Genomic DNA, 20424 nt, shown 5'->3' on the forward strand with positions numbered 1-20424 from the left:
GTCACAGCATCGCCAGCAGCATCAGGGTGGTGCCGAGGCCCATCAGGCCGTCGGCACCCCACCCGGCCGTCCGCACGGACGGCCGGGCGACGCGCACGCCGTCGATCGCCCTGGCCAGGAACGCGATCCCGGCCAGGCCGAACACCGCCGCGAGAACCAGTGCGACGATCAGCACGTCGGCCGGCGTACTACCGGCTGTCGACGTCATGGCCGTGGAACCGCCGTGGTGCCCGGACATGTCCATCGTCCCCGAGCCGCTCGCCATGGCGCTGGGCATGGCGAACACCATCCACGCCATCGCGGCCATCATCACGGCGTGGTAGCCGGACTGCCACCGGCTGCAGTGCACCGCCGCGCCCCGCACGGTGACCACGGCGAACCACATCGCGGCGCAGGCGAACAGGACCAGCTGCGGCACCCGGGCGACGCTCATCGTCGCCGGCCAGGCCATGGCGATCATCGCCGCGCACATCGCCGCGTGCAGCACGTCGGCGATCCGGCTCATCAGCGGTCCCTGCCGGACACAGCGGTAGAGGCAGAACGCGCCGGCCGCCGCGAACACGGCCGTGAGAATCCAGCGCAGTCCGGTCGGTTCGATCACGCCTGGACCTCCTGACGGCGGATGCCGACGATCAGGTCTGCGACGAGGAAAGCCAGCAGGGACAACCCGAACACCGGCAGGTAGTAGCCCACCACGGCGGTGACCACCAGGACCGGGGCGAGCACCCGGCCGGGAATCCGCCGCCACGCTCCACGTGCCGGTGGCCGTCCGACGCGGCCCCCGCCACGGGTGGGCCGGCGCAGCCACCACATCCGGTAACCCCACACGATCACGCACACCAGCGCGACCGCCAGCGCAGTGAGCACGATCTGGTTCGCGACACCGAACAACAGGCCCATGTGCGCGTCGATGCCCCATCGGCTCAGCTTCGCCGCCAGGGAGTAGTCGGCGAACCGGAGCGTGTCGGTGATCTGCGCCGTGGCCGGATCGACGGCCATCGAGTCCGCCTTCGTCGGCCAGCTCCGGCCGATCTGCGCCACCACATAAGCCTTGCCGGGCTTGGCGGGCGGGCGGATCTCCACCGGGCCGGACAGGCCGGCCTGCCGCGTCGCCGCCCGGACCGCGTCCAGCCCGGCTTCGCCCTGAGGTGCCGCGGCCGGCAACGCGGTCGACACCGACGGTGTCGTCCAGTCCAGCTCCGCCCGCAGCTCACTGACGCTTGCGCCCGCGTGCTCGGACCACGTGAGCCCGGTCGCGGACAGGAACAGCAGTCCCGCCGCGATCACCAGCCCGGTCGTGCGATGCCATGACAACAGCCGGCCACGCGCACTGCGGGACGCGTTCCGCTTCCGGCTGCCGATCCACAGCGCGATCCCGGCCAATACGACGATCCACAGCCAGCTCGCCGCGAGTTCGCTGTACAAACGACCGAAATCGCCGAGCTGCAGGCTGCTGTGCAGGGTGTCGATCCACCCGCGCACCGGCATCGCCTGGCTCGAGCCGTAAGTCTCCAGCTGCCCGCGGATCTCCCCGGTGTGCGGATCGACGAACACGGTGTGGTGATAGCTGGGTTCGAGGCCAGGCCGATCGAAGATGACCTGCGTCGTGTCGGTCGCGCTCGGCCCCGGTCGGACGCCTGTGACGGTTCCGTCCGGGACCGCAGCCTTCGCGATCGCGGTCTGCTCGTCCAGCGAGACGACCCCGGGCGCGGCCGGGACGTGCAGTTCACGGTCGTAGACCGCCTGCTCGAGCTGTGGGGTCCAGATGTAGGCCAGCCCGGTCACGGCGGCGGCGAGGAGGAACGGGCCGACGAACACCCCGGCGTAGAAATGCAGGCGCACCAGCAACGGGCGCACCGCGGCCCAGGTGAATCGGGGCTGCGCCGGTGCCTCGGCCGCGTGCTCTTCATTCTGGTCGACGGACATCGAGCTCCTTTCGCCTGCCTCGCCAGCAAGAGTCGGGCACCGGCCACTTCGAGTTCCCGGCGATTTCGGTGGCGCGGCTCACCCTGCGCGATGCGTCGTCGTGTCCTGGAGGGACGCCGTGACGAAATGGGGACGTCCCGTCAACGGGTGCGGGACCACCGCGCTGAGAACTCCGAAGACTTCCGCGACCCGCTCGGCCACCAGCACCTCCTCCGCCGGCCCCGACGCGACCACCGCGCCGCCGTGCACCAGCACCAGCCGGTCGCAGTACGTCGTCGCGTGGTCGAGGTCGTGCAGCGCCGCGACCGTCGTGAGCCCCAGTTCCCGCACGAGGTCCAGCAATTCGTGCTGGGCGCCGATGTCGAGGTGGTTGCTCGGCTCGTCCAGCAGCAGCACCGGCGCCTCCTGCGTCAGCGCTCTCGCCACCAGGACGCGCTGGCGCTCGCCGCCGGACAGCGTGGCGAAGACCCGCTCGGCCGCCCAGCCCATCCGGACCCGGGCCAGCGCGTTCTCCACGATCGCCCGGTCGGCCTCGGTTTCCCGTTCCAGCAAGCGTTTGTGCGGGCTCCGGCCCATCGCGACGATCTCCAGGACCGAATAGTCGTTGTCGAGATCGTGGTCCTGCGCGACCACCGCCGTCCGCCGCCCCGCCTCACGCGCGCTCGACCGCCACACATCATCCTGTCCTATGTAGACGGCTCCCGCGGTCGGCTTCAGCGCCCGGTAGACACACCGCAGCAGGGTGCTCTTGCCCGAGCCGTTGGGTCCGATGACACCGGTGATCGTGCCCGGCTCCGCGACCAGGCCGACCCGGTCCAGGATGGTGGTGTCGTCGATCCGCACCGACACGCCGTCGACCAGCACCCTCATCGCCATGCCCGCTTTCGGTTGCGTAGCAGTACCAGGAAGAACGGTGCACCCAAGGCGGCGGTGAAGATGCCGATCGGCATCTCGTTCGGCCGGTCGATCGTGCGGGTGACCAGGTCGACGAGCACCAGGAACACCGCACCTGCCAGGAGCGACACCGGGAAGACCTTGCGGTGGTCGGGCCCGACCACCAGCCGCACGGCGTGCGGCACGATCAGCCCGACGAACCCGATCCCGCCCGCGACGCCGACCACGGTCGCGGTCAGCAGGGACGCGGCGACCAGCAGCAGGATCCGCAGCCGGTGCACGTCGACCCCCAGCCCGGCCGCGGTGTCGTCGCCAACCGACAACGCGTTCATCGACCGCCCCTGCGTCAGCAGCCAGCACACGACGAGTGCGATCGCCGCGGCCGGGACACCGAGATCAGCCCAGGTGCCGCCGGACACCGAGCCCAGCAGCCAGAACATCACCTGTCGCAGCTCGGTGGGCGTGGCCTGCAGCTGGACGTAGCTGGTCGCCGCCGACGCCAGGGAGGCGATCGCCACCCCGGCCAGCACCAGGCTGCTGCCGAGCAGCCGCCCGCCGCGCTGGGCCATCGCGAACACGACCGCGAGGCTGATCAGTGACCCGGCGAACGCCGCGCCCGTCACCCCCAGCCCGGCCACCAGCGCGCCGCCGGTCGTCATGGCGATGACCGCGCCCAGCGACGCCCCCGCCGACACCCCGAACAGGTACGGGTCGGCCAGCGGGTTGCGCACCAGCGTCTGCAGGCAGACCCCGGCCAGGCTCAGCCCGCTGCCCGCGAGCGCGGCCAGCAGCACCCGCGGCGTCCGGAACTGCCAGACGATCTGATCCCTCAGCGAGTCCAATCCCACCGTGTCGCCGGCGACATGCGCCCAGACCACGGAGACGACCTGCCCCACCGGCACGTCCACCGTGCCGATGCCGATCGCGAACGCCACCGAGGCAAGCAACGCCACTGCCAATCCGGCTGTCAGCAGCACGAATCCCGGCCCGGAGACCAGGTGCGGGCTACGCGCGGCCGTGCGCTGCATCAGCGATCTTCTCCACGGCGAACGTGTTGAGCGGTCCCAGGTAGAAGCCGTCGGAGACCGACGTGTACGTCTTCGTCTTCGACGCCGCCCACTGCGGGAACTTCTTGAACAGGTCGGCGGCGAGCACGTCGGCGTTCTCCGTCGGCTGGAACAGCCCGACCACCAGCACATCGACCTCGGCTGAGGCCAGCGCTTCGGCGTTGATCTCCGCCAGCTCCGCGTTGGTCTTGCCGGCGAACGCGTTCTTGCCGCCCGCTCTCGCGACGAGGTCGTCGGAGAGGCCGCCGCCGAAGACCGCGGGTAGCCCGTTGCTGTTCATCATCGACATGCCCGGATAGACGACCAGCACGTTCTTCGCCGGCTTGCCCGCGACCCGCTGCTGGATTGCCTGGATCTTCGCCCGCGCCTGGTTCACGAAGTCCGCGGCACGCTGCTGGACGTCGAAGATCTTCCCGAGTTGCAGCATCAGCTCGAACGACGACTCGACCGACTGCTCCTTGTACCGCTGCTGATCCGGCGGGCTCGCCGACGGATCACCGAAAGCGCAGTTGACCGGTGTGACAAAACTCCTGATGCCGGCCTGGGCGAGCTGGTCGCGAGTGACCGAGCCGATCTTCTCGTCGAACCCGCCTGCCCACGTCGAGATCACCAGATCCGGCTGCAACGCCAGCACCTGTTCCCGCGGGACTTCGAAGTTCTGGTTGAGCGTCAGCCCGCCGCGCGGTACGGCCTGCACCTTCGCCACCATCGCCGGGTCGTCGGACACCCCGTAGGACTGGCTGTTGGCCAGGATCCGGTCCTGGATTCCGAGCGCGATGAAGCCTTCCACCTCGGCGACCGACGTGCCGTTGAGCAGCACCACCCGGCTCGGCGGCTTGTCGAACCTCACTTCGCGGCCGCAGTTTTCGACGGTCAGTGGGTAAGTGGTCGGCGCGGCGGTCGCCGATTGGCCGATCGTGGCCGACGAGGCGGGCGTCGCGGCGGAGCCGGCCTGGCCGCACGCGGACAGTGTCCCGGCAAGCACCGCAGCGATGAGGGCGACCCGGCGGGGAGAGGGGTAGTTGCTCACTGCCCAGTAGTCGAATCAAAACGGCCGCCGGTTCCCGGTGGACCGTACTCGGCCAAAACCTCCGGTGGCTCAAACGTCTTGCCAGGGACCGCACACGTGGGGAATGGTCGGATGGTGCACGGACTTCGCCCCCGCCTGGTCGTCCCCGGCGAGAGCTACCACGAGTCGTTCTTCGCCGCCTTGCGCGAGTACCACGAGGAGGGCCTGTACCCCGAGCTCCGGCCGGCCGATATCGCCGAACCGCAGGCGTTCCGGCGCTGGCTCGAGCACCTGCGCTGGGCCGGCCTTCTGGGGGCGGCAGACGATCCGCGCAACCGGACGCCCCACCGCGTCTACTGGTGGGTCGAGGGAACCCGCTTCCTCGGACGAGCCCGGCTCAGTCTCCGGCTCACCGAAGAACTGACCCAGTTCGGCGGCCACATCGGGTACGACATCCGGCCGACCGCGCGAGGTCAGGGACATGCGACCGCGCTGCTGCAAGCCGTCCTGGGTACCGCCCGGGAGGCGGGCGTGGACCGCGCCCTGCTGACCTGCGCGCCGGACAACCACGCCTCGCGGCGCGTGATCGAACGCAACGGGGGCGCGCTCACGGACACCAGCCCCGCCGGACGGCTGCGCTACTGGTGCCCGACCGGGTAGCTACCCGGCGCAGTCAATACTCGTAGACGTCCGGCGGCGCTGGTACTTCCCGGACGGAACGGATCCGCAGCGCCGGGGTGTACCCGTTCGCCTTGGTCGCGGTGTTCGGGACCACGGTGCCGGTGACCGTGAGCCATTGGTCGTCGCGCCAGGCGGGCAGCCGGTCACCGGCGAGCAGTGCGTGGACCGGGAACGTGTCGGCCGCGCAGCAGCCCATGACGATCCTGGTCAGGTAGGGCTTCCTGCTGGCGCTGTGGACGACGAACCCGGTCAGCTCGACGACCCGGCCGTCCAGCGTGCCGGCGCTGTCCCAGCCCGCCCGGGTGACCACCTCGTCGAGCTTCAGCCGGACCGGGTCCCCGGGCGGCAGCGGCGCGAACGGCACCTTGGCGGTGCCGTCGGCGACCGGTCCCGCGACCGTCCGGGGGCCGCTGCGGTTCACCGCGTCCGCCCCCAACGCAGGCGGCGCGACCAAGAAGATCGCCAAGACCGGCAGGAGCAGCAGCCACGTGCTGCGCGTGCGGTGGTCGTGGTCCGTGGTTGCGCCGCGGCCCCTGATGTCCGTGACGATCGCCACGGCCGCCAGCACCACTGCGACAGCACCCGCGCCGATCAGCCACGGTGCCATGCCCGGCTTCACGTAGCGGAGGTAGGTGCCGTCGAACGTGATCTTGAGCAGGGCGCCGCCGACCAGGAGCAGCAGGATGTTCTGCGCTTCACGCCGCACGCAACGACCTCTCCGCCGGCGTCACCGTGTCGCCGTGGGCCAGCGGTCGTGTTCGCGGTCGATGACGTACTCGTGCCGATGCTGCCACAGGCCGTCGTCGACCTGGATGGCGTCGGTCAGGTGTGCCGGGTCGGTGGTGTCGTCGTGGGTGTGCTCGAGGACGTCGTGGTCGGCTCGCGGCCAGGCTCGGACGGCGACGACGGCGCCGAGGAGCCCGAGCCCGGCGAGCACGATCCACGTCGTGCTGAAGCCCGCCTCGGTGGCGAGCCAGCCGGCGATCGGGTACGCCAGCAGCCAGCACGCGTGCGATAGGGAGAACTGGGCGGCGAACACCGCCGGCCGGTCCGCTGAGGCACTCGAGCGCCGCAGCACCCGGCCCACCGGCGTCAGGACAAGGCCGGTGCCGAGCCCGACGGTGGCCCACACCGCCAGCGCGGCGAACCAGCTACCGCCGTCCACTGTGGACAGTCCGATGGCTCCGGCGATCCCGGCCAGCAGCACGGCCGCCCCGGTGAGCGTCACCGTGCGTTCGCGGACCCGGTCGAGCACGCGCGGGAGCAGCAGAGCGACCAGCATCGTGCCGACGCCGTTGGCCGCGAGCAGCAGCGCGACGTCCGCCTGGCCACGGCCGAGCGCGTCACGGACGTAGTTCACGGTGTTGACCATGACCACCGAACCGACCGCGGCGACCACGAGATTGAGGCCCATGACCCCACGCAGCCGCGGCGTCGCCGCGTAGATCCGCGCCCCGGCCAGGGTGCGGTCCCACACCCCGCCGCGGTGGCTGCGGACCGCGTCCGGGATCCGGGTCGTCAGCACCAGCGCAGCCGAAGTGAGGAAGCCCACCGAGGTGCCGGTGAACAGCCAGTGGAAGCTGACGAGGGTGAGCACCGCGGCCGCGAGGACGGGGCTCAGCAGGCTCTCCATCGTCGAGGCGAGCTGCGAGGCCGACAGCGCGCGGGTGTAGTCCCGTTCGTCGGGCAGGATGTCGGGCAGTACCGCCTGGAAGGTCGGGGTGAACGCGGCGGACGCCGACTGGAGCACGACGATCAGGGCGTAGATCTGCCAGACCTGGTCCACGAACGGCAACGCCAGCACGACCAGTGCCCGCACGAGATCCAGGCAGACCAGCATCACTCGGCGCGGCACGCGGTCGGCGTAGGCACCGGCAAGGGGGGCCACCGTCACGTAGGTGACCATTTTGATCGCCAACGCGGTCCCCAGCACCGCACCGGCGTCGGCCCCGGCGAGGTCGTAGGCCAGCAGGCCGAGCGCGACCGTGGTCAGCCCGGTGCCGAACAGCGCCACGAGCTGGGCGGTGAACAGGTGCCGGTAGTCCCGATGACGGAACAAGGACAAGACCACGCGAAACTCCTGACTGACGACGAGTACCCCTCCATGATAGGTGCACATGTACGCACACGACGAGTCTGGTGAGCAATGGGCTCAGCTTCCGCCCGCTGACCAGCTCGAAACCGCCGCCACCGCTCTTCGGATGCTGGCGGAACCGGGCCGGCTGCGGATGCTCTGGCTGCTCAGCGGCGACGAGTACGACGTCGCGTCCCTGGCCGCCGCCGTCGGGATCGCCCGTCCGGCGGTCTCGCAGCACTTGGCCAAGCTCCGGCTCGCCGGGTTGGTGAGCTTGCGGCGCGACGGCCGTCACACCTTCTACCGGGCCCGCGGCGGCCACGTCCGCCGCCTGCTGGCCGAGGTCATGAACGCCGCGGACCACCACATCCACGGCATCCCGGACCACGATTGAGCCCGTGGCTCACCAGGCCTTGGCCCCACGGAGGAACAGCATGTGCTCGATGACGCCCACCTCGTCGGTTTGCGAGGCGACGATGCTGCGGGCGAGCGCGCGCACAGCGGGGACGCCCGTCCGGTCGAACGCATATTGCGCCATCGGGAGGCCACCCTGGTGGTGCCGGCGCATCAGCTGGAGGAAGTAGACGTCCATCTCGCGCCCGGACAGCGAACGCAGCCGCGCGAGCTCCTGCTCGGTCGCCATCCCGGGCATGGTCGCGACGCCGTCGAAGCCGGCGGCACCGCCGTGGTTGTGGCCGTCGTCCGGCATCCAGGTCATGTACCGGCCCGCCGGTTGCGACGGCCGGTCCCACGCGGCCAGCCAGCCCTGCATCCGGCCGATTTGCTCGGTCTGTCCCCGCTCCACGTCGAAGGCGAGCTGCCGGACCGCCCCATCGGTGGTGCGGTCGCGTGCCCAGCTGCCCATCGTGACGGCTTGCCGGTGATGCACCGTCATGTCCTGCGCGAACCCGACCTCGATGCCGCCCGGCTCGGCCACCGCGTCCGGCGCGGACACCGAGGACTGCAGCAGCACCCCGATGGCGGCGCCGAGCAGCAGCACGACGACGACCGCAGCCGCCTTGACCGCGGCGGGAACTCGCCGCAAATCCATCACCGTGCTCCGTCCGGAAGTCCGCGTTGCACTCCTCGTGTTCGCGGCCGTGGCGCGTGACCGTACCGGAAGCGTGACTGCGAGCGGGAAACACACCAGGTGAAGCGCTGGTTGGTGGACAATGCGTACGCGTCCGGACACTGGACAGCCGGACACGCTTTGTGGTTACGCTGGATTCCGTGAAGCGTCCTGCACGCCGCCTGCCGGCCACGGTCCGCGTCGTCCGCGGCGTGGTGCTCGGCGGGGCGACCGCCGCGCTCGGGGTGTCCGCGCACGTGCTGGGTGGCGGCGAGCTTCCCGACACTGAGCTCACGTTCCTGGTCGCCGGCTTGGTCAGCTGGGCCGGCACGGCCTACGCCGATCGCCGTCGCGGCGCCGTCACCACGATCGCCGCCCTGGCACTGGGCCAGCTTCTGCTCCACATCGTGCTTGTCCTGCCACGGGGCCTGCTCGCCCCGCACACCGCCGACGACCTCGTCGGCGGCAACGCCGGACTGATGATTGGCGGCCACATCGGCGCGGTCCTGATCGTCGGGCTGCTGCTCGCGCACGCCGACGCCGCGGTCCTGGCAGTCTGCAACGTCGTCATCACCACGCTCCGCCGGGTACTGCTGCCCTCGCCGGTGCGAGCGCCACTGTGGGTCGCCGTGCCGAGCCCTCGGGCCTCGGACACCGCGACCGAGGTGCTCCTGCGGCGCACCCGGGCTCGTCGCGGCCCGCCGCTCGCGGTCTGAGCTCCCCGCCCACCCGCTCGCCTCGACGACAGCGAAGAGGTTCCTTGTCATGCCCGAAAATCTCACCCTGCACGCGGCCGTGCGAAGAGCCAAGAAGCTTGCGCGCGGCGCCGAGGACTTCACACAGCGCGCGCTCGCGACGATCGGCGCCAAACAGCCGGAGACGCGGATCTCCGCCGACGCCCAGGCCTACTGGCGTCAACCCTCCGGAGACCGGTGGCAGGGCAACTCCCACTGGAAGGACGCAGCGGTCTTCGACGGCGGAGACCTGTGGTCGCGCATCGGCGCCGAGCACCTGGACCTGTTCGACGCCGGAGCCCGCATGGCCGGATTCACCCGGCCGTGGAAGCGGGTTCTCGAATGGGGCTGCGGCGGCGGCGCGAACGCCGTGCACTTCGCGCCGCGCGCGGACGAGTTCATCGGAGTCGACATCTCGCCGGAGACCCTTCGGGAGTGCGAAAAGCAGGTTCGCGCCGCCTGCGACACGCCGTTTCGCGCGATCGAGATCGACGTCGCCGAGCCCGAGGCCGCGATCCCTCAGGTCGAAGGCCGGTGCGACGTCTTCGTGTCCTTCTACGTCTTCGAGCTGATCCCCTCGCCGGAGTACGGCGAGCGGCTGCTGCGGATCGCGAGCGAAGTTCTTGCCCCGGGCGGCCTGGCGCTGATCCAGATCAAGTACGACGCCGGCCACTGGCGGACCAAGCCACGGCGCCGCGCCTACCGCTCCGGGCTCGCCGAAATGACCACCTACCCCATCGACGAGTTCTGGCAGCTCGCCGAACGGTGCGGCCTCACCCCACGGGCGATCCACCTCGTCCCGAAGAACGAACTCGACGAACGTTACGCCTACTTCTTCCTCAGCAAGCCCGAGTGACGACGTGCGCTCGCGCTTGCGGCCCACCTTGGTAACGAAAAGATAACGGCCGGATCGCGTTTTGAACCGTTCGTGACGGCTGTCCGTTTCAGCCTACGTCGGGACCAGCGACCGGAGATCCGGACCTCCGGCCGCTCCCCCGGGTCCCGCGCGTCCGGACCGGACGTGTCAATGGTTGCTACCCGGGCCGCGCTTAACCTTGCTGCGCCCGGGAAGACCGAACGAGGTGAACAACTTTATGCCCCGAAACCCCGCCACGGGCCGACACCGCATCACCCGCCGCACCAAGATCGCGACGGCCGGCATCAGCCTCGCCCTCGCAGCAGGCGCCCTGGTTGTCGCGACGACGACCGGCGGCACCGACACCGCCAGAGCGTCCGAAGTGGACAAGTCGTTCTTCATCGACATCACCAAGGTGCCCCGAGGCACGAACGTCAACCAAGCACTGCAGCGTCAAGGCGCCCGCGGAACCTTCACGGTGGACTGCGGCCGCAACGAGAACCAGCACTTCAACCCGGACAACTTCATCGCCCAGCCCGGCGTCCGCAACGGCGCCGAGCACCTGCACGACTACGTCGGCAACCTCTCCACCAACGCCGACTCGAACAACAAGAGCCTCGCCAAGGCCGGCACCACCTGCAAGAACGGCGACAAGTCGGCCTACTTCTGGCCGGTCGTCCGCATCGACACCGAGGAGGACGAGGAGAACCCGCCCGCCAAGGACGTTTCGGCCGATCGCGAGCAGGCCAAGCAGGACAAGGCGGCCGCGCAGGTCGACTGCCCGGACGTCGCCAGCAAGCTCGCCGATGTCCCCGACCAGGCGGCCAACGAGGTCGAGCGCAACCTCGACCTCCTCGACAACCAGGTCAAGGAAGCCAACACGCGGATCGCCGGCGGCGATCTGAAATCCGACCAGGACATCCAGAACGCCGTCGTCGGCCCACTCAAGGACAAGCGCAAAGCCACCCTCGACCGCATCGCCATCGCCATCGGCCGGACCGGAGCGAAGCCGGCCGACCTCGGCGGCCTCGCGGCCTGCGCCCTGAAGAAGAACGGCCAGGGCGGCGTCGACAACGGCGGCGGCAACAGTAACGGCAAGCCTGCCGAACTGCCCGGCGTCAACGACAAGAACGAGATCGGCGACAACGAAGGCGAAATCCAGCGCGTCGAACGCGCCGACCTGACCTTCACCAGCGGCGGCGCACGGCAGGTCGTGGCCATGCCGCAGTTCCTCCGGATCCTCTACGGCGACGCCAAGCAGAGCACCAACGGCCCGGCCAACGCCCGGCCGAGCTGGACGTGCAGCGGCTTCGAAGACCGGCTCACCGACAAGTACCCCATCTGCCCCGAAGGCAGCAAGGTCAAGCGCATCCACGCCTTCCCGAACTGCTGGGACGGCAAGAACATCGACAGCGCCAACCACCGCACCCACATCGTGTTCTCCGACCAGCAAGGCCGCTGCCCGCAGGGCTTCAAGAACGTCCCCCAGCTGCGGATCACGCTCACCTACAACATCCCACGGGACGTCCAGGTCAACGGCCAGTACAAAGTGGACGCATTCGCTCAGGAGAAGCACAACCCGCGCTCGGACCACGACGACTTCGCCAACGTCATGGGCCAGCGCCTGATGAACCAGGTCGTCAAGTGCATCAACAGCGGCAAACGCTGCTCGCAGTGACACCCTCGCGTGGGCCCGCGAAACCGCGGGCCCACGCGACTTGTCAGGTTCGCTCGAGACGCCCCCAAACCCGAACGCTCGACCAGAACCGGCAAGAAGCCGGAGGACAGGTACAGCGGCCTCGCCCGAAGCAGGAACCGCAGCGGCGTCCCAGGTGACCGCCCTGGGCTTGCGGACCCAATAGTCCGCCATCACGTACTCGGCATCGCCGCCCAGGCCGGGTAAGGACGCGGCGACTTCGTCACCCGGCGCGACATCGGTCACCTGTCGTCGATATCGGGATCAGTCAGGTCCATGCCGGTATCAGACGGTCCTTGTTGTAGAGAACCCCGGCGCCGGGACTCGTACCCGACGCTAGGGTGTCCATCATGGAGTCCGGCGCCGAAAGCACACGCCGTCAGCCGACCGCCCGGTTCGATGTCGAAACCGTCGCCACCGTCGCCGCGACACTGAGTGCGCTCGCCAGTCCGAGCCGTCTGCTGATCCTCGCTCAACTGCGGCACGGGCCACTGACGGTGACGACCTTGGCCCAGACGATCGGAAAACCTCAACCGTCCACGTCCCAGCACCTGGGCCTCCTGCGAGCTGCCGGGCTGGTGTCCAGCACCCGGCGCGGCCGCGCCGTGATCTACAGTCTCGTCGGTGACCATGTGATCGAACTCCTCGACGAAGTCGTTCATTACAGCGAACGCGTCCGAGCAAGCATGCCCCCGGGGCAGGACCTGTCCGACCGTCCGATTCACCGGAACCGGCTTGATGACTCGCAGCCGGTCCGCCGAGTCCTGCGACGAAAGTAGGAGGGGGTCACCGCGCTCGGCCCGACGAAAGTCGGAGGCGGTTCACGACGAAAGTCGGGCGCGGTCATCAACCGTTTTGTCCTGTTCGTGAGCGAACAGGACAACATAACCGATTGATCCGCGGGCCATTCGGCGGAACAACCACCGGGGCGAACGGCATCGATTACGTCACCGGCGTCAGTACGGGGCCGCCGGGAGCCCGGGGACTGTATAAACAGGACACCCATGGGGATCCCTGTCCACCGCAACACCTCTCCAGGAGTGATCCATGCGTCGTTCACCCCGAAGAGTCCTCGCCATAGCCGGTTTCGCGGCCCTGGCCTTGACCACCCCCGCATTCCCCGCCACCGCGGCCGCAGTCCATCCGACCGCGCGCGTCTGCGCACAGACCGCGAAACCCGGCATGGCAACGTGTTTCGCCGAACGACAGACCGACACCATGCGAGCCGCGCTCGCCCCGAACGCCCTCCCGAGCGGGTTCGGGCCCTCCGGACTGCGCTCCGCGTACAACCTGACCGCGAGTGGCAGCGCCTCGGCGACGGTGGCCATTGTGGACGCCTACGACGACCCGAACGCCGAGTCGGACCTCGCCACCTACCGGTCGACCTACGGCCTGCCGGCCTGCACCACCGCCAACGGGTGCTTCAAGAAGGTCAACCAAAACGGTCAGACCAGCCCGCTCCCGACGGCCGACAGCGGCTGGGCCGGAGAGATCTCCCTCGACGTCGACATGGTCTCGGCCATCTGCCCCAGCTGCCACATTCTGCTCGTCGAGGCGAGCCAGCCGAGCATGGCCGACCTCGGCACCGCGGTGAACACCGCCGTTTCGCTGGGCGCCAAGTACGTCTCCAACAGCTACGGCGGCGGGGAAGACGGCAGCGAACCGAGCTACGACTCCAGCTACTTCCACCACCCCGGCGTCGCCATCACCGCCAGCACTGGCGATTCCGGTTACGGCATCAGGCTACCCGGCCTCCTCGCAATACGTCACCGCCGTCGGCGGGACCTCGCTCACCCAGGGCGGCGGCACCCGCGGCTGGACCGAAACCGCGTGGAGCGGCGCGGGCAGCGGCTGCTCGACCAGTGTGGCGAAGCCGGCGTTCCAGAACGTTACGACGGGATGCAGCAAGCGCGCCAACGCCGACGTCTCCGCGGTCGCCGACCCGCAGACCGGCGTCGCGGTCTACAAGACCTACGGCGGCAGCGGCTGGGCCGTCTACGGCGGCACCAGCGCCTCCGCCCCGATCATCGCCTCGGTCTACGCACTGGCCGGCACCCCTGGCTCCTCCGACACGCCCGGCGGGTATCCCTACTCCCACAGCGGAAACCTCTACGACGTGACCTCCGGCAGCAACGGCAGCTGCTCGGTGACCGTGCAGTGCAAGGCGGGCGCGGGCTGGGACGGCCCGACCGGGCTCGGCACCCCCAAGGGTAGTCGACCAGTTTGGCCAGGCTCCAGGTCGTGAACGGCAACCCCAGCTCGGCGGGTTTGCAGGCGGCGATGCGGCAGATCTGTTCACGGGCGGCCGGCCCGAACTTAGCTGGTCGGCCGCCCCTCCATTTTGGGGACAACGCCGCGAATCCGGAGTCGTTGAACGCGTGGATCACATCCCGCACATACCCCTCGCTCGCGGCGAACATCGCGGCGATCTCGCCCGCGGACCGGCCTTGGGTTGAGGCCAGCACGATCCCGGACCGCCGCAGCCGCACCCGATCATGGGTCGACCTCGTGATCTTGACCAGCCGCTGGGCCTCTTCGGGCTCCAACGACCGCGCGAACACCTCCGGCGCACGTGCCATGACTCACCTCCACCGGCCAGCCTCGCGCTCACCAGCCCGGATGTCCACGCGACACGGTTACCACGTCAACGTTCCTTGATGAGGCACTAGGTTCCGCCGCCACGTTCATCGCTACCACCACGACCGAGCGGATCCGTTGGCGGCGCACCCAGTCCGCGCGATGGGACGACAAACGCCTGACCGCCTACACCGAGTACGCAAACGCCGTGAAACGCTCGGTCCGGCTGTGCCGACGCATCGCCGAGACCAGGAATCTGCTCGACACCGGCTGGCCTGTCGACCTGGACACCGCGTCCGCCGAGCTGGCCGAGGCAGAGACAGAGCGGGCCATGAAATGGGAAACCGTTCTCCTGCTCGGGGATCCCGCCACGATCGCCGCTGCCCGGGCATGGCATGAGCAGGCATGGCAGCTCGAACGCACCCTGGACGAAGACAGCCCCGACAAAGCAGCATTCATCGACGCCTACAAGAACACCATGCGGCTCCGCAACGAGTTCTACGCCCGTGCCCGGGCCGACCTCGACGTTGCCAGCGGCACGCTGCCCGAACTCACCTGGAGCTCGCTGGAGCGGTGGAGCACGGGCCCTGACGGTGCCGAGCTATCGGCCGACCATCCTCGACGCCTGCGGTCCCGCGCAAGTACGCGCCCGGCTCGCCGCCGGTCGAGCACACGGGACGAACTCACGCGCAGCCACGGCCGGCCTCCCGAGTGCACCGGGCCGGCGAGGCGACGCGGCCCGCACGCACCGGGTGGGGCGTGGACGGCGCCGCCCCACCCGTCGGTCCACGGGGTCAGCGGGGGGACTGTCTCAGGATCGGTGTTTCCGGCCCGACACGCCGGGCTGAGGTCCGGCGGGATGGGCACTGTGAGTGATGACATCGGACCTTGTGAGTCCACGCAAGAGTGAGTCCAAGCCGACGCGGGAGCTGTCGCCGGAGCAGGCCGCCGCGGCGGCGATGGTGGCCGAGGCGAAGGCCCGCGGGCTGGCGCTGACCGGGCCGGACGGGTTGCTGAAGCTGTTCACCAAGAACGTGCTGGAAACCGCCCTCAACGAGGAGATGACCGAGCACCTCGGGCACGAGAAGAACCAGGCCGACCCGGACCGGGAGTCGACGAACGTGCGCAACGGCACACGCCCGAAAACGGTGATCTCGGACGCTGCGGGTGAGGTCGGCATCAACGTACCACGGGACCGGGAGAGCACGTTCGAACCGCAGATCGTGAAGAAACGGCAGCGGCGGCTCACCGAAGTGGATGAGATCGTGCTGTCGCTGTATGCGAAGGGAATGACGAGCGGGGATATCTCGGCGCATTTCGCCGAGATCTACGGATCCTCGGTCAGCAAGGAAACGATCTCACGGATCACCGACAAGGTCGTCGCCGAGATGCAGGAATGGTCCAACCGTCCCCTCGACGCGGTGTACGTGGCGGTGTTCATCGACGCTATCTATGTCAAGGTCCGCGACGGCCAGGTCGCCAACCGGCCCGTCTATGCCGCCATCGGCGTCACCATCGACGGTCACAAGGACGTCCTGGGCCTGTGGATGGGCACCGGCGGCGAGGGCGCGAAGTTCTGGATGAGCGTGCTGATCGACCTGAAGAACCGCGGCATCCGGGACGTGTTCTTCCTCGTCTGCGACGGCCTCAAAGGCCTGCCCGAGGTGGTGACGAACGTGTGGCCGCAAACTATTGTGCAGACCTGCATCGTCCACCTCATTCGCAACACGTTCCGGCTCGTGTCCCGCCGGGACTGGGAGGCGGTGAAACGCGACATCAAACCCATCTACACCGCACCCAGCCCGGACGCCGCCGCGGTCGCTCTCGACGAATTTGAGGAGAAATGGGGGGCGAAGCATGGAGCGGTGATTCGTTTGTGGCGCAACGCTTGGAATGAGTTCACGCCGTTCCTTGACTATGACGTCGAGATCCGGACGATGATCTGCTCCACGAACGCGATCGAATCATTGAACGCCCGTTACCGGCGGGCAGTCCGTGCACGAGGGCACTTCCCGACCGAGCAGGCCGCGATGAAGTGCCTGTACCTTGTGACCCGCAGCCTGGACCCGACCGGGACAGGCCGCGCCCGGTGGACGATGCGTTGGAAGCCAGTGATCAACGCGTTCGCCATCACGTTCGGTGACCGCTGGCCGGGAGCCGAAACCTACTGATCAACAACGCCGGAAACACCGATCACGGGATAGACCCCTCGCAGAACACGTCCGCGCGACTCTGGTCTGGTCGAACCGGCTCGCCGTCGCATCGCGAGTCATGAACTGCGCGACCAGACCCGCTGCCCCGTTGTGCTGATGTCACAGCTTGGCGCGGAATTCGGAGGGGACGGCATGGAATCCCGTATCGAGCGGCTGCCGATCAGCGGGTCATGGAAGGTCTCGCCGTCGGCGTTCACCGACGAGCGCGGCAGTGTGCACGAGTACTTCCATAGTGGACAGTTCGCGGCCGCCGCCAGCGTGAGCCTCGCTGTGCGGCAAGCCACCTGTTCGGTGTCGCATCGTTCGGTGCTCCGCGGGATCCGCGTCACCGCGGCGGGAGGGCCGGCGAAGTACGTGACCTGCCTGCGCGGGGCGGTACTGGACGTCATCGTGGACCTGCGTGTCGGGTCGCCGACCTTCGGCCGCTCGCATGCCGAGCGGCTCGACGAGGGCAACCGGAATGCGGTCTACCTCGCACCCGGGCTGGGACACGCATTCCTGGCGCTGTCGGACGACGCGACGCTGCTGTATCTGCTGTCGCAGCCGCACAGCGACGCGCACGAGCGCGCCGTGAACCCGCTTGATCCGGACCTCGCGATCGCCTGGCCGTCCGACATCACTCCCCGGCTCGCGGCCAAGGACGCCAACGCACCCGGGATGTCTGAGGCACGTCAAGCCGGGATTCTTCCCAGCTACCTCTCGTGCCTGCCCCTGCACGGCGCGACCGCTCCGCAGGCCAGCTGACCTCTCCGTTCGCCTTGTTCCGTTCCTGCCCGATTCAAGAGAGGAGATCATCATGCACACAGTTTTCGTCACCGGTGGCGCCGGGTTCATCGGGTCGCATCTGGTCGACCGGCTCGTCGCCTGCGACGACGTGGAGCGGGTCACCGTGCTCGACGCGCTGACCTACGCCGGTGACCGCCGCAACCTCGCCGATGCCGAGACCTCGGGGAAGCTGCGGTTCATTCACGGCGACATCCGCGACCATGATGTTGTGTCCGCGGTCCTGCCCGGGCACGGCTGGGTCGTGCATCTGGCGGCGGAATCGCACGTCGACCGGTCGCTGCGCGACGTCGGCCAATCGGTGCGCACGAACGTCATGGGCACCCAAGCTCTGCTGGACGTAGCGATGCGAACCGGCGTCACCAAGCTGGTGCACGTATCCACCGACGAGGTGTACGGGCCGCTGCCGACCGGATCCGCAGCCGAGGACGCGCCGCTGCTCCCGACCGTGCCGTACGCGGCCAGCAAGGCCTGCAGCGACATCCTCGCGAACTCCTACCACGTCTCCCGCGGTGTCCCGGTGTGCATCACCCGCAGCTCCAACAACTTCGGCCACGCCAGCACCCGGAAAAGCTGATTCCACGCTTCCTCGGCCTGCTCCTGGCCGGAGAGCCGGTGACTGTCCACGGCCGCGGCCGGCACACCCGAAACTGGCTGCACGTCGAGGACAACTGCCGAGCGATCGAACTCGTCCTCCGCCACGGCGTCCCCGGGCAGACCTACAACATCGGCGGCGGCACCGACCTCACCACCCTCGAGCTGACCAAGCTCCTGCTGCACGCCACCGGCCACGGCGCCGACGCGATCACCTACGTGCCCGACCGGCCCGCCAACGACATCCGCTACAGCATGACCTGGGACAAGGTCGCGGCCATCGGCTTCACCCCGCACCGCGACTTCCCGGCCGCGCTGGCGGACACGATCGCGTGGTATCGCGCTCACCCCGAGCGGCTGGACCCGCACGACAGCGCTGCCGCCTCGCGCGCGGGCGCACTGCTGGAGACGACCGCATGGCCGTCGTGACCAGCCCCAGCGGGCCGGCGGCCAATGCGCGCCCGTTCCTGCACGGCAGCGAACTGGCCGCCATCGGACGCGTGCTGGCAGCCGGCCAATACGGTCATGGGGCGGAGACCGAAGCGTTCGAAGCTGAACTTGCCGCGTATCTCGGCGTCGATGACGTCGTAGCGGTCGCCACCGGCACCGCCGCGCTGCACCTGGCCCTCCTGGTCGCTGGGGTCGGGCCCGGCGACGACGTCGTCGTACCGTCGCTGACCTTCTGCGCCAGCGTGCAGGCCATCCTCGCCACCGGCGCTCACCCCCGCTTCGCCGACGTCGACCCCGACACCCTCTGCGCCACCGCCGACCACATCGAGGCCGCCCTGTCACCAGCGACCCGCGTGGTTATGCCCGTGCTCTACGGCGGCCGCGCCGTCGACCTCACCACCATCACGGCACGGCTGGCCGACCGGGACATCGCAGTCGTCGAGGACGCCGCGCACGCCTTCGGCTCCCAGCACCGCGGACACCGGGTGGGGGCGACCGGGGCGCTGACATGCTTCAGTTTCGACGCGATCAAGGCTCTGACCTGCGGCGACGGCGGCGCCATCGTGCCCCGCACGCCCACGGAAGCCGGCTGGTTGCGGCGCGCACGGCTGCTCGGGATCGGCAGTCCTCGCGAAAGGCGGGTCGCAACCGTGTCCTACGCCGTGCATGAGCCGGGATTTCGTTACCACCTCTCGACGCTGCACGCCGCGATCGGACGCGTCCAGCTCGCCCGCTTCGCCGACATCGCCGCCCGCCGCAAGCAGCTGTGGCACCAGTACGCCACCGCCCTGACCGACATCCCGATTGCCGCTTTGGTTGACCTGGACGTGGTGAACACCGTGCCGTTCAACTGCGTCGTCCGCGTCCCCGCTCCAGCGCGGGACGCCGTCCATGCACAGCTCCACGCCGCGGGGATCCAGGCTGGGGTGCACTACCCACCCAACCACCTCCAACCGGCCTTCACCCGCTGGTCACGGCCCCTTCCCAACACCGAAGACATCGCCGGTGAGATCCTGAGCCTGCCGTTTCACCCCGACCTGACCGACGACGACATCAGCCACGTGACCGCCACGCTCGCGGCGGCACTGGAGAACGAACTCGCAGCGCCCGACGGCACCACGCCCGTGTCGGCCGGCGAACGCGGAGGGCGATGATGCGCCGCGCCGCCGTGCTGGGCAAGGGCGCCCTCGCCGTCCACACGTGCGAAACCATCGCCCAGCTGCCGGACACCGTGCTCGACACGGTCATCCCGACCACCCCCGAACCCGCCTGGGACGTCAGCCTCACCGCGGTCGTCACGGCACGCTGGCCGGACGTACGCATTGTCGGCTCCGGTGACTTGCGCGAGCTCGAGCCCGGTCGGTGCGATCTGGTCGTCAGCGTCCTCTACGACAAGATCATCGGCCCCGAGCTGATCCAGGCGACACCGCAGATCATCAACTGCCACCCGGGGCGCCTGCCCCAGTACCGCGGAGTACGGCCCGTCAACTGGGCACTGCGCAACGGCGACGACCTCGCCGGCATCACCCTGCACGTCATCGACGAAGGCGTCGACTCCGGCCCCATCCTCGCCGAAGCGCTGTTCTCCATCTGGCCGGACCTCGACGAAGTCCGCGACGTCTGGTGGCGGGCCATCGCCCACGGCCGCCAGCTCATCACCGACACCCTGCCCCTCCTCGGCCGGATCAGACCTCAACCGCAAAACCCCACCCTGGCGGTGACGCACCATAGCCGGGACAACCACCTGCTGGGCGAGCGCTCCGACTGGACCCGCGCACTGTCCGGACTCCCCCATTGACCG

21 protein-coding genes and 2 pseudogenes are annotated in these 20424 nt (G+C 69.2%); 13 read left to right on the forward strand and 10 right to left on the reverse strand.

The window, feature by feature from the left end; genetic code table 11:
• Position 1: 1 nt before the first annotated feature.
• The 5 genes from ACFPLC_RS46205 to ACFPLC_RS46225 all read right to left on the reverse strand — a co-directional run bounded on the left by ACFPLC_RS46205 (position 2) and on the right by ACFPLC_RS46225 (position 4917).
• Positions 2–601, reverse strand: a complete 600-nt coding sequence (locus ACFPLC_RS46205) for a DUF5134 domain-containing protein (protein ID WP_378207886.1) — start codon at positions 599–601, stop codon at positions 2–4.
• A complete protein-coding gene (locus ACFPLC_RS46210; RefSeq protein WP_378207889.1) occupies positions 598–1926 on the reverse strand; it encodes a PepSY-associated TM helix domain-containing protein in 1329 nt (442 codons plus the stop codon). Before ACFPLC_RS46210 ends, ACFPLC_RS46205 begins: the two co-directional genes overlap by 4 nt.
• 78 nt (positions 1927–2004) lie before the next feature.
• Positions 2005–2802: an ABC transporter ATP-binding protein gene (locus ACFPLC_RS46215; RefSeq protein WP_378207892.1), complete on the reverse strand. Its 798-nt coding sequence runs from the start codon at positions 2800–2802 to the stop codon at positions 2005–2007.
• On the reverse strand, positions 2793–3848 hold the full coding sequence (locus ACFPLC_RS46220) for a FecCD family ABC transporter permease (protein ID WP_378207895.1): 1056 nt from the start codon (positions 3846–3848) through the stop codon (positions 2793–2795). Before ACFPLC_RS46220 ends, ACFPLC_RS46215 begins: the two co-directional genes overlap by 10 nt.
• Positions 3826–4917, reverse strand: a complete 1092-nt coding sequence (locus tag ACFPLC_RS46225) for an ABC transporter substrate-binding protein (RefSeq protein ID WP_378207898.1) — start codon at positions 4915–4917, stop codon at positions 3826–3828. The genes ACFPLC_RS46220 and ACFPLC_RS46225 overlap by 23 nt, the downstream gene beginning before the upstream one ends.
• A gap of 111 nt (positions 4918–5028) precedes the next feature.
• Between ACFPLC_RS46225 and ACFPLC_RS46230 the strand changes: the two genes are divergently transcribed.
• A complete protein-coding gene (locus tag ACFPLC_RS46230; protein WP_378207900.1) occupies positions 5029–5556 on the forward strand; it encodes a GNAT family N-acetyltransferase in 528 nt (175 codons plus the stop codon).
• A gap of 13 nt (positions 5557–5569) precedes the next feature.
• Here ACFPLC_RS46230 and ACFPLC_RS46235 read toward each other — a convergent pair whose 3' ends face one another.
• Together ACFPLC_RS46235 and ACFPLC_RS46240 are read right to left on the reverse strand one after the other, a co-directional pair.
• A complete protein-coding gene (locus ACFPLC_RS46235) occupies positions 5570–6283 on the reverse strand; it encodes a TIGR03943 family putative permease subunit (RefSeq protein ID WP_378208241.1) in 714 nt (237 codons plus the stop codon).
• A gap of 21 nt (positions 6284–6304) precedes the next feature.
• A complete protein-coding gene (locus ACFPLC_RS46240) occupies positions 6305–7642 on the reverse strand; it encodes an MFS transporter (RefSeq protein ID WP_378236268.1) in 1338 nt (445 codons plus the stop codon).
• 52 nt (positions 7643–7694) lie between these two features.
• Between ACFPLC_RS46240 and ACFPLC_RS46245 the strand changes: the two genes are divergently transcribed.
• A complete protein-coding gene (locus tag ACFPLC_RS46245; protein ID WP_378208235.1) occupies positions 7695–8045 on the forward strand; it encodes an ArsR/SmtB family transcription factor in 351 nt (116 codons plus the stop codon).
• 9 nt (positions 8046–8054) lie between these two features.
• Here ACFPLC_RS46245 and ACFPLC_RS46250 read toward each other — a convergent pair whose 3' ends face one another.
• Positions 8055–8702 (reverse strand): DUF305 domain-containing protein, encoded by a 648-nt coding sequence (locus tag ACFPLC_RS46250; protein WP_378236227.1) that lies wholly within the window; start codon positions 8700–8702, stop codon positions 8055–8057.
• 179 nt (positions 8703–8881) lie between these two features.
• On the opposite strand from ACFPLC_RS46250, the gene ACFPLC_RS46255 reads away from it, so the two are divergent.
• The 5 genes from ACFPLC_RS46255 to ACFPLC_RS46275 all read left to right on the forward strand — a co-directional run bounded on the left by ACFPLC_RS46255 (position 8882) and on the right by ACFPLC_RS46275 (position 14220).
• A complete protein-coding gene (locus ACFPLC_RS46255) occupies positions 8882–9436 on the forward strand; it encodes a hypothetical protein (protein WP_378208229.1) in 555 nt (184 codons plus the stop codon).
• Positions 9437–9485: 49 nt separating this feature from the next.
• On the forward strand, positions 9486–10310 hold the full coding sequence (locus tag ACFPLC_RS46260; RefSeq protein WP_378208226.1) for a class I SAM-dependent methyltransferase: 825 nt from the start codon (positions 9486–9488) through the stop codon (positions 10308–10310).
• A 238-nt stretch (positions 10311–10548) separates the two neighbouring features.
• The gene (locus tag ACFPLC_RS46265; RefSeq protein WP_378208221.1) at positions 10549–11988 is read left to right on the forward strand and encodes a DUF1996 domain-containing protein; all 1440 of its coding nucleotides are present in this window, start codon (positions 10549–10551) and stop codon (positions 11986–11988) included.
• Positions 11989–12356: 368 nt separating this feature from the next.
• Complete coding sequence (locus tag ACFPLC_RS46270) at positions 12357–12785, forward strand: ArsR/SmtB family transcription factor (protein ID WP_378208218.1); 429 nt, start codon at positions 12357–12359, stop codon at positions 12783–12785.
• 268 nt (positions 12786–13053) lie between these two features.
• Entirely contained in the window at positions 13054–14220 is a 1167-nt protein-coding gene (locus tag ACFPLC_RS46275; RefSeq protein WP_378236228.1) for a S8/S53 family peptidase, read from the forward strand.
• 56 nt (positions 14221–14276) lie between these two features.
• Here the strand turns inward: ACFPLC_RS46275 and ACFPLC_RS46280 are convergent.
• Together ACFPLC_RS46280 and ACFPLC_RS46285 are read right to left on the reverse strand one after the other, a co-directional pair.
• A pseudogene (locus ACFPLC_RS46280) lies at positions 14277–14585 on the reverse strand (helix-turn-helix domain-containing protein); the annotation flags it as partial.
• A 184-nt stretch (positions 14586–14769) separates the two neighbouring features.
• Positions 14770–14916, reverse strand: a complete 147-nt coding sequence (locus tag ACFPLC_RS46285; RefSeq protein ID WP_378236229.1) for a hypothetical protein — start codon at positions 14914–14916, stop codon at positions 14770–14772.
• Here ACFPLC_RS46285 and ACFPLC_RS46290 point away from each other — a divergent pair.
• The 6 genes and pseudogenes from ACFPLC_RS46290 (at position 14915) to ACFPLC_RS46315 (ending at position 20421) form a co-directional block, all read left to right on the forward strand.
• Positions 14915–15493: a hypothetical protein gene (locus tag ACFPLC_RS46290; protein WP_378236230.1), complete on the forward strand. Its 579-nt coding sequence runs from the start codon at positions 14915–14917 to the stop codon at positions 15491–15493. The genes ACFPLC_RS46285 and ACFPLC_RS46290 overlap by 2 nt on opposite strands.
• Positions 15459–16754 (forward strand): IS256 family transposase, encoded by a 1296-nt coding sequence (locus ACFPLC_RS46295; RefSeq protein ID WP_378236231.1) that lies wholly within the window; start codon positions 15459–15461, stop codon positions 16752–16754. The genes ACFPLC_RS46290 and ACFPLC_RS46295 overlap by 35 nt, the downstream gene beginning before the upstream one ends.
• Before the next feature lie 174 nt (positions 16755–16928).
• Positions 16929–17540: a dTDP-4-dehydrorhamnose 3,5-epimerase family protein gene (locus ACFPLC_RS46300; protein WP_378236232.1), complete on the forward strand. Its 612-nt coding sequence runs from the start codon at positions 16929–16931 to the stop codon at positions 17538–17540.
• A 52-nt stretch (positions 17541–17592) separates the two neighbouring features.
• Positions 17593–18602: pseudogene (locus ACFPLC_RS46305) on the forward strand (dTDP-glucose 4,6-dehydratase).
• A complete protein-coding gene (locus tag ACFPLC_RS46310; RefSeq protein WP_378208205.1) occupies positions 18590–19777 on the forward strand; it encodes a DegT/DnrJ/EryC1/StrS family aminotransferase in 1188 nt (395 codons plus the stop codon). The pseudogene ACFPLC_RS46305 and the gene ACFPLC_RS46310 overlap by 13 nt, the downstream one beginning before the upstream one ends.
• Complete coding sequence (locus ACFPLC_RS46315; RefSeq protein ID WP_378236233.1) at positions 19774–20421, forward strand: formyl transferase; 648 nt, start codon at positions 19774–19776, stop codon at positions 20419–20421. The genes ACFPLC_RS46310 and ACFPLC_RS46315 overlap by 4 nt, the downstream gene beginning before the upstream one ends.
• The last annotated feature ends 3 nt before the right edge of the window (positions 20422–20424 follow it).

The sequence above is a fragment of the Amycolatopsis plumensis genome, assembly GCF_042652605.1.
Taxonomy (GTDB): Bacteria; Actinomycetota; Actinomycetes; order Mycobacteriales; family Pseudonocardiaceae; genus Amycolatopsis; species Amycolatopsis plumensis.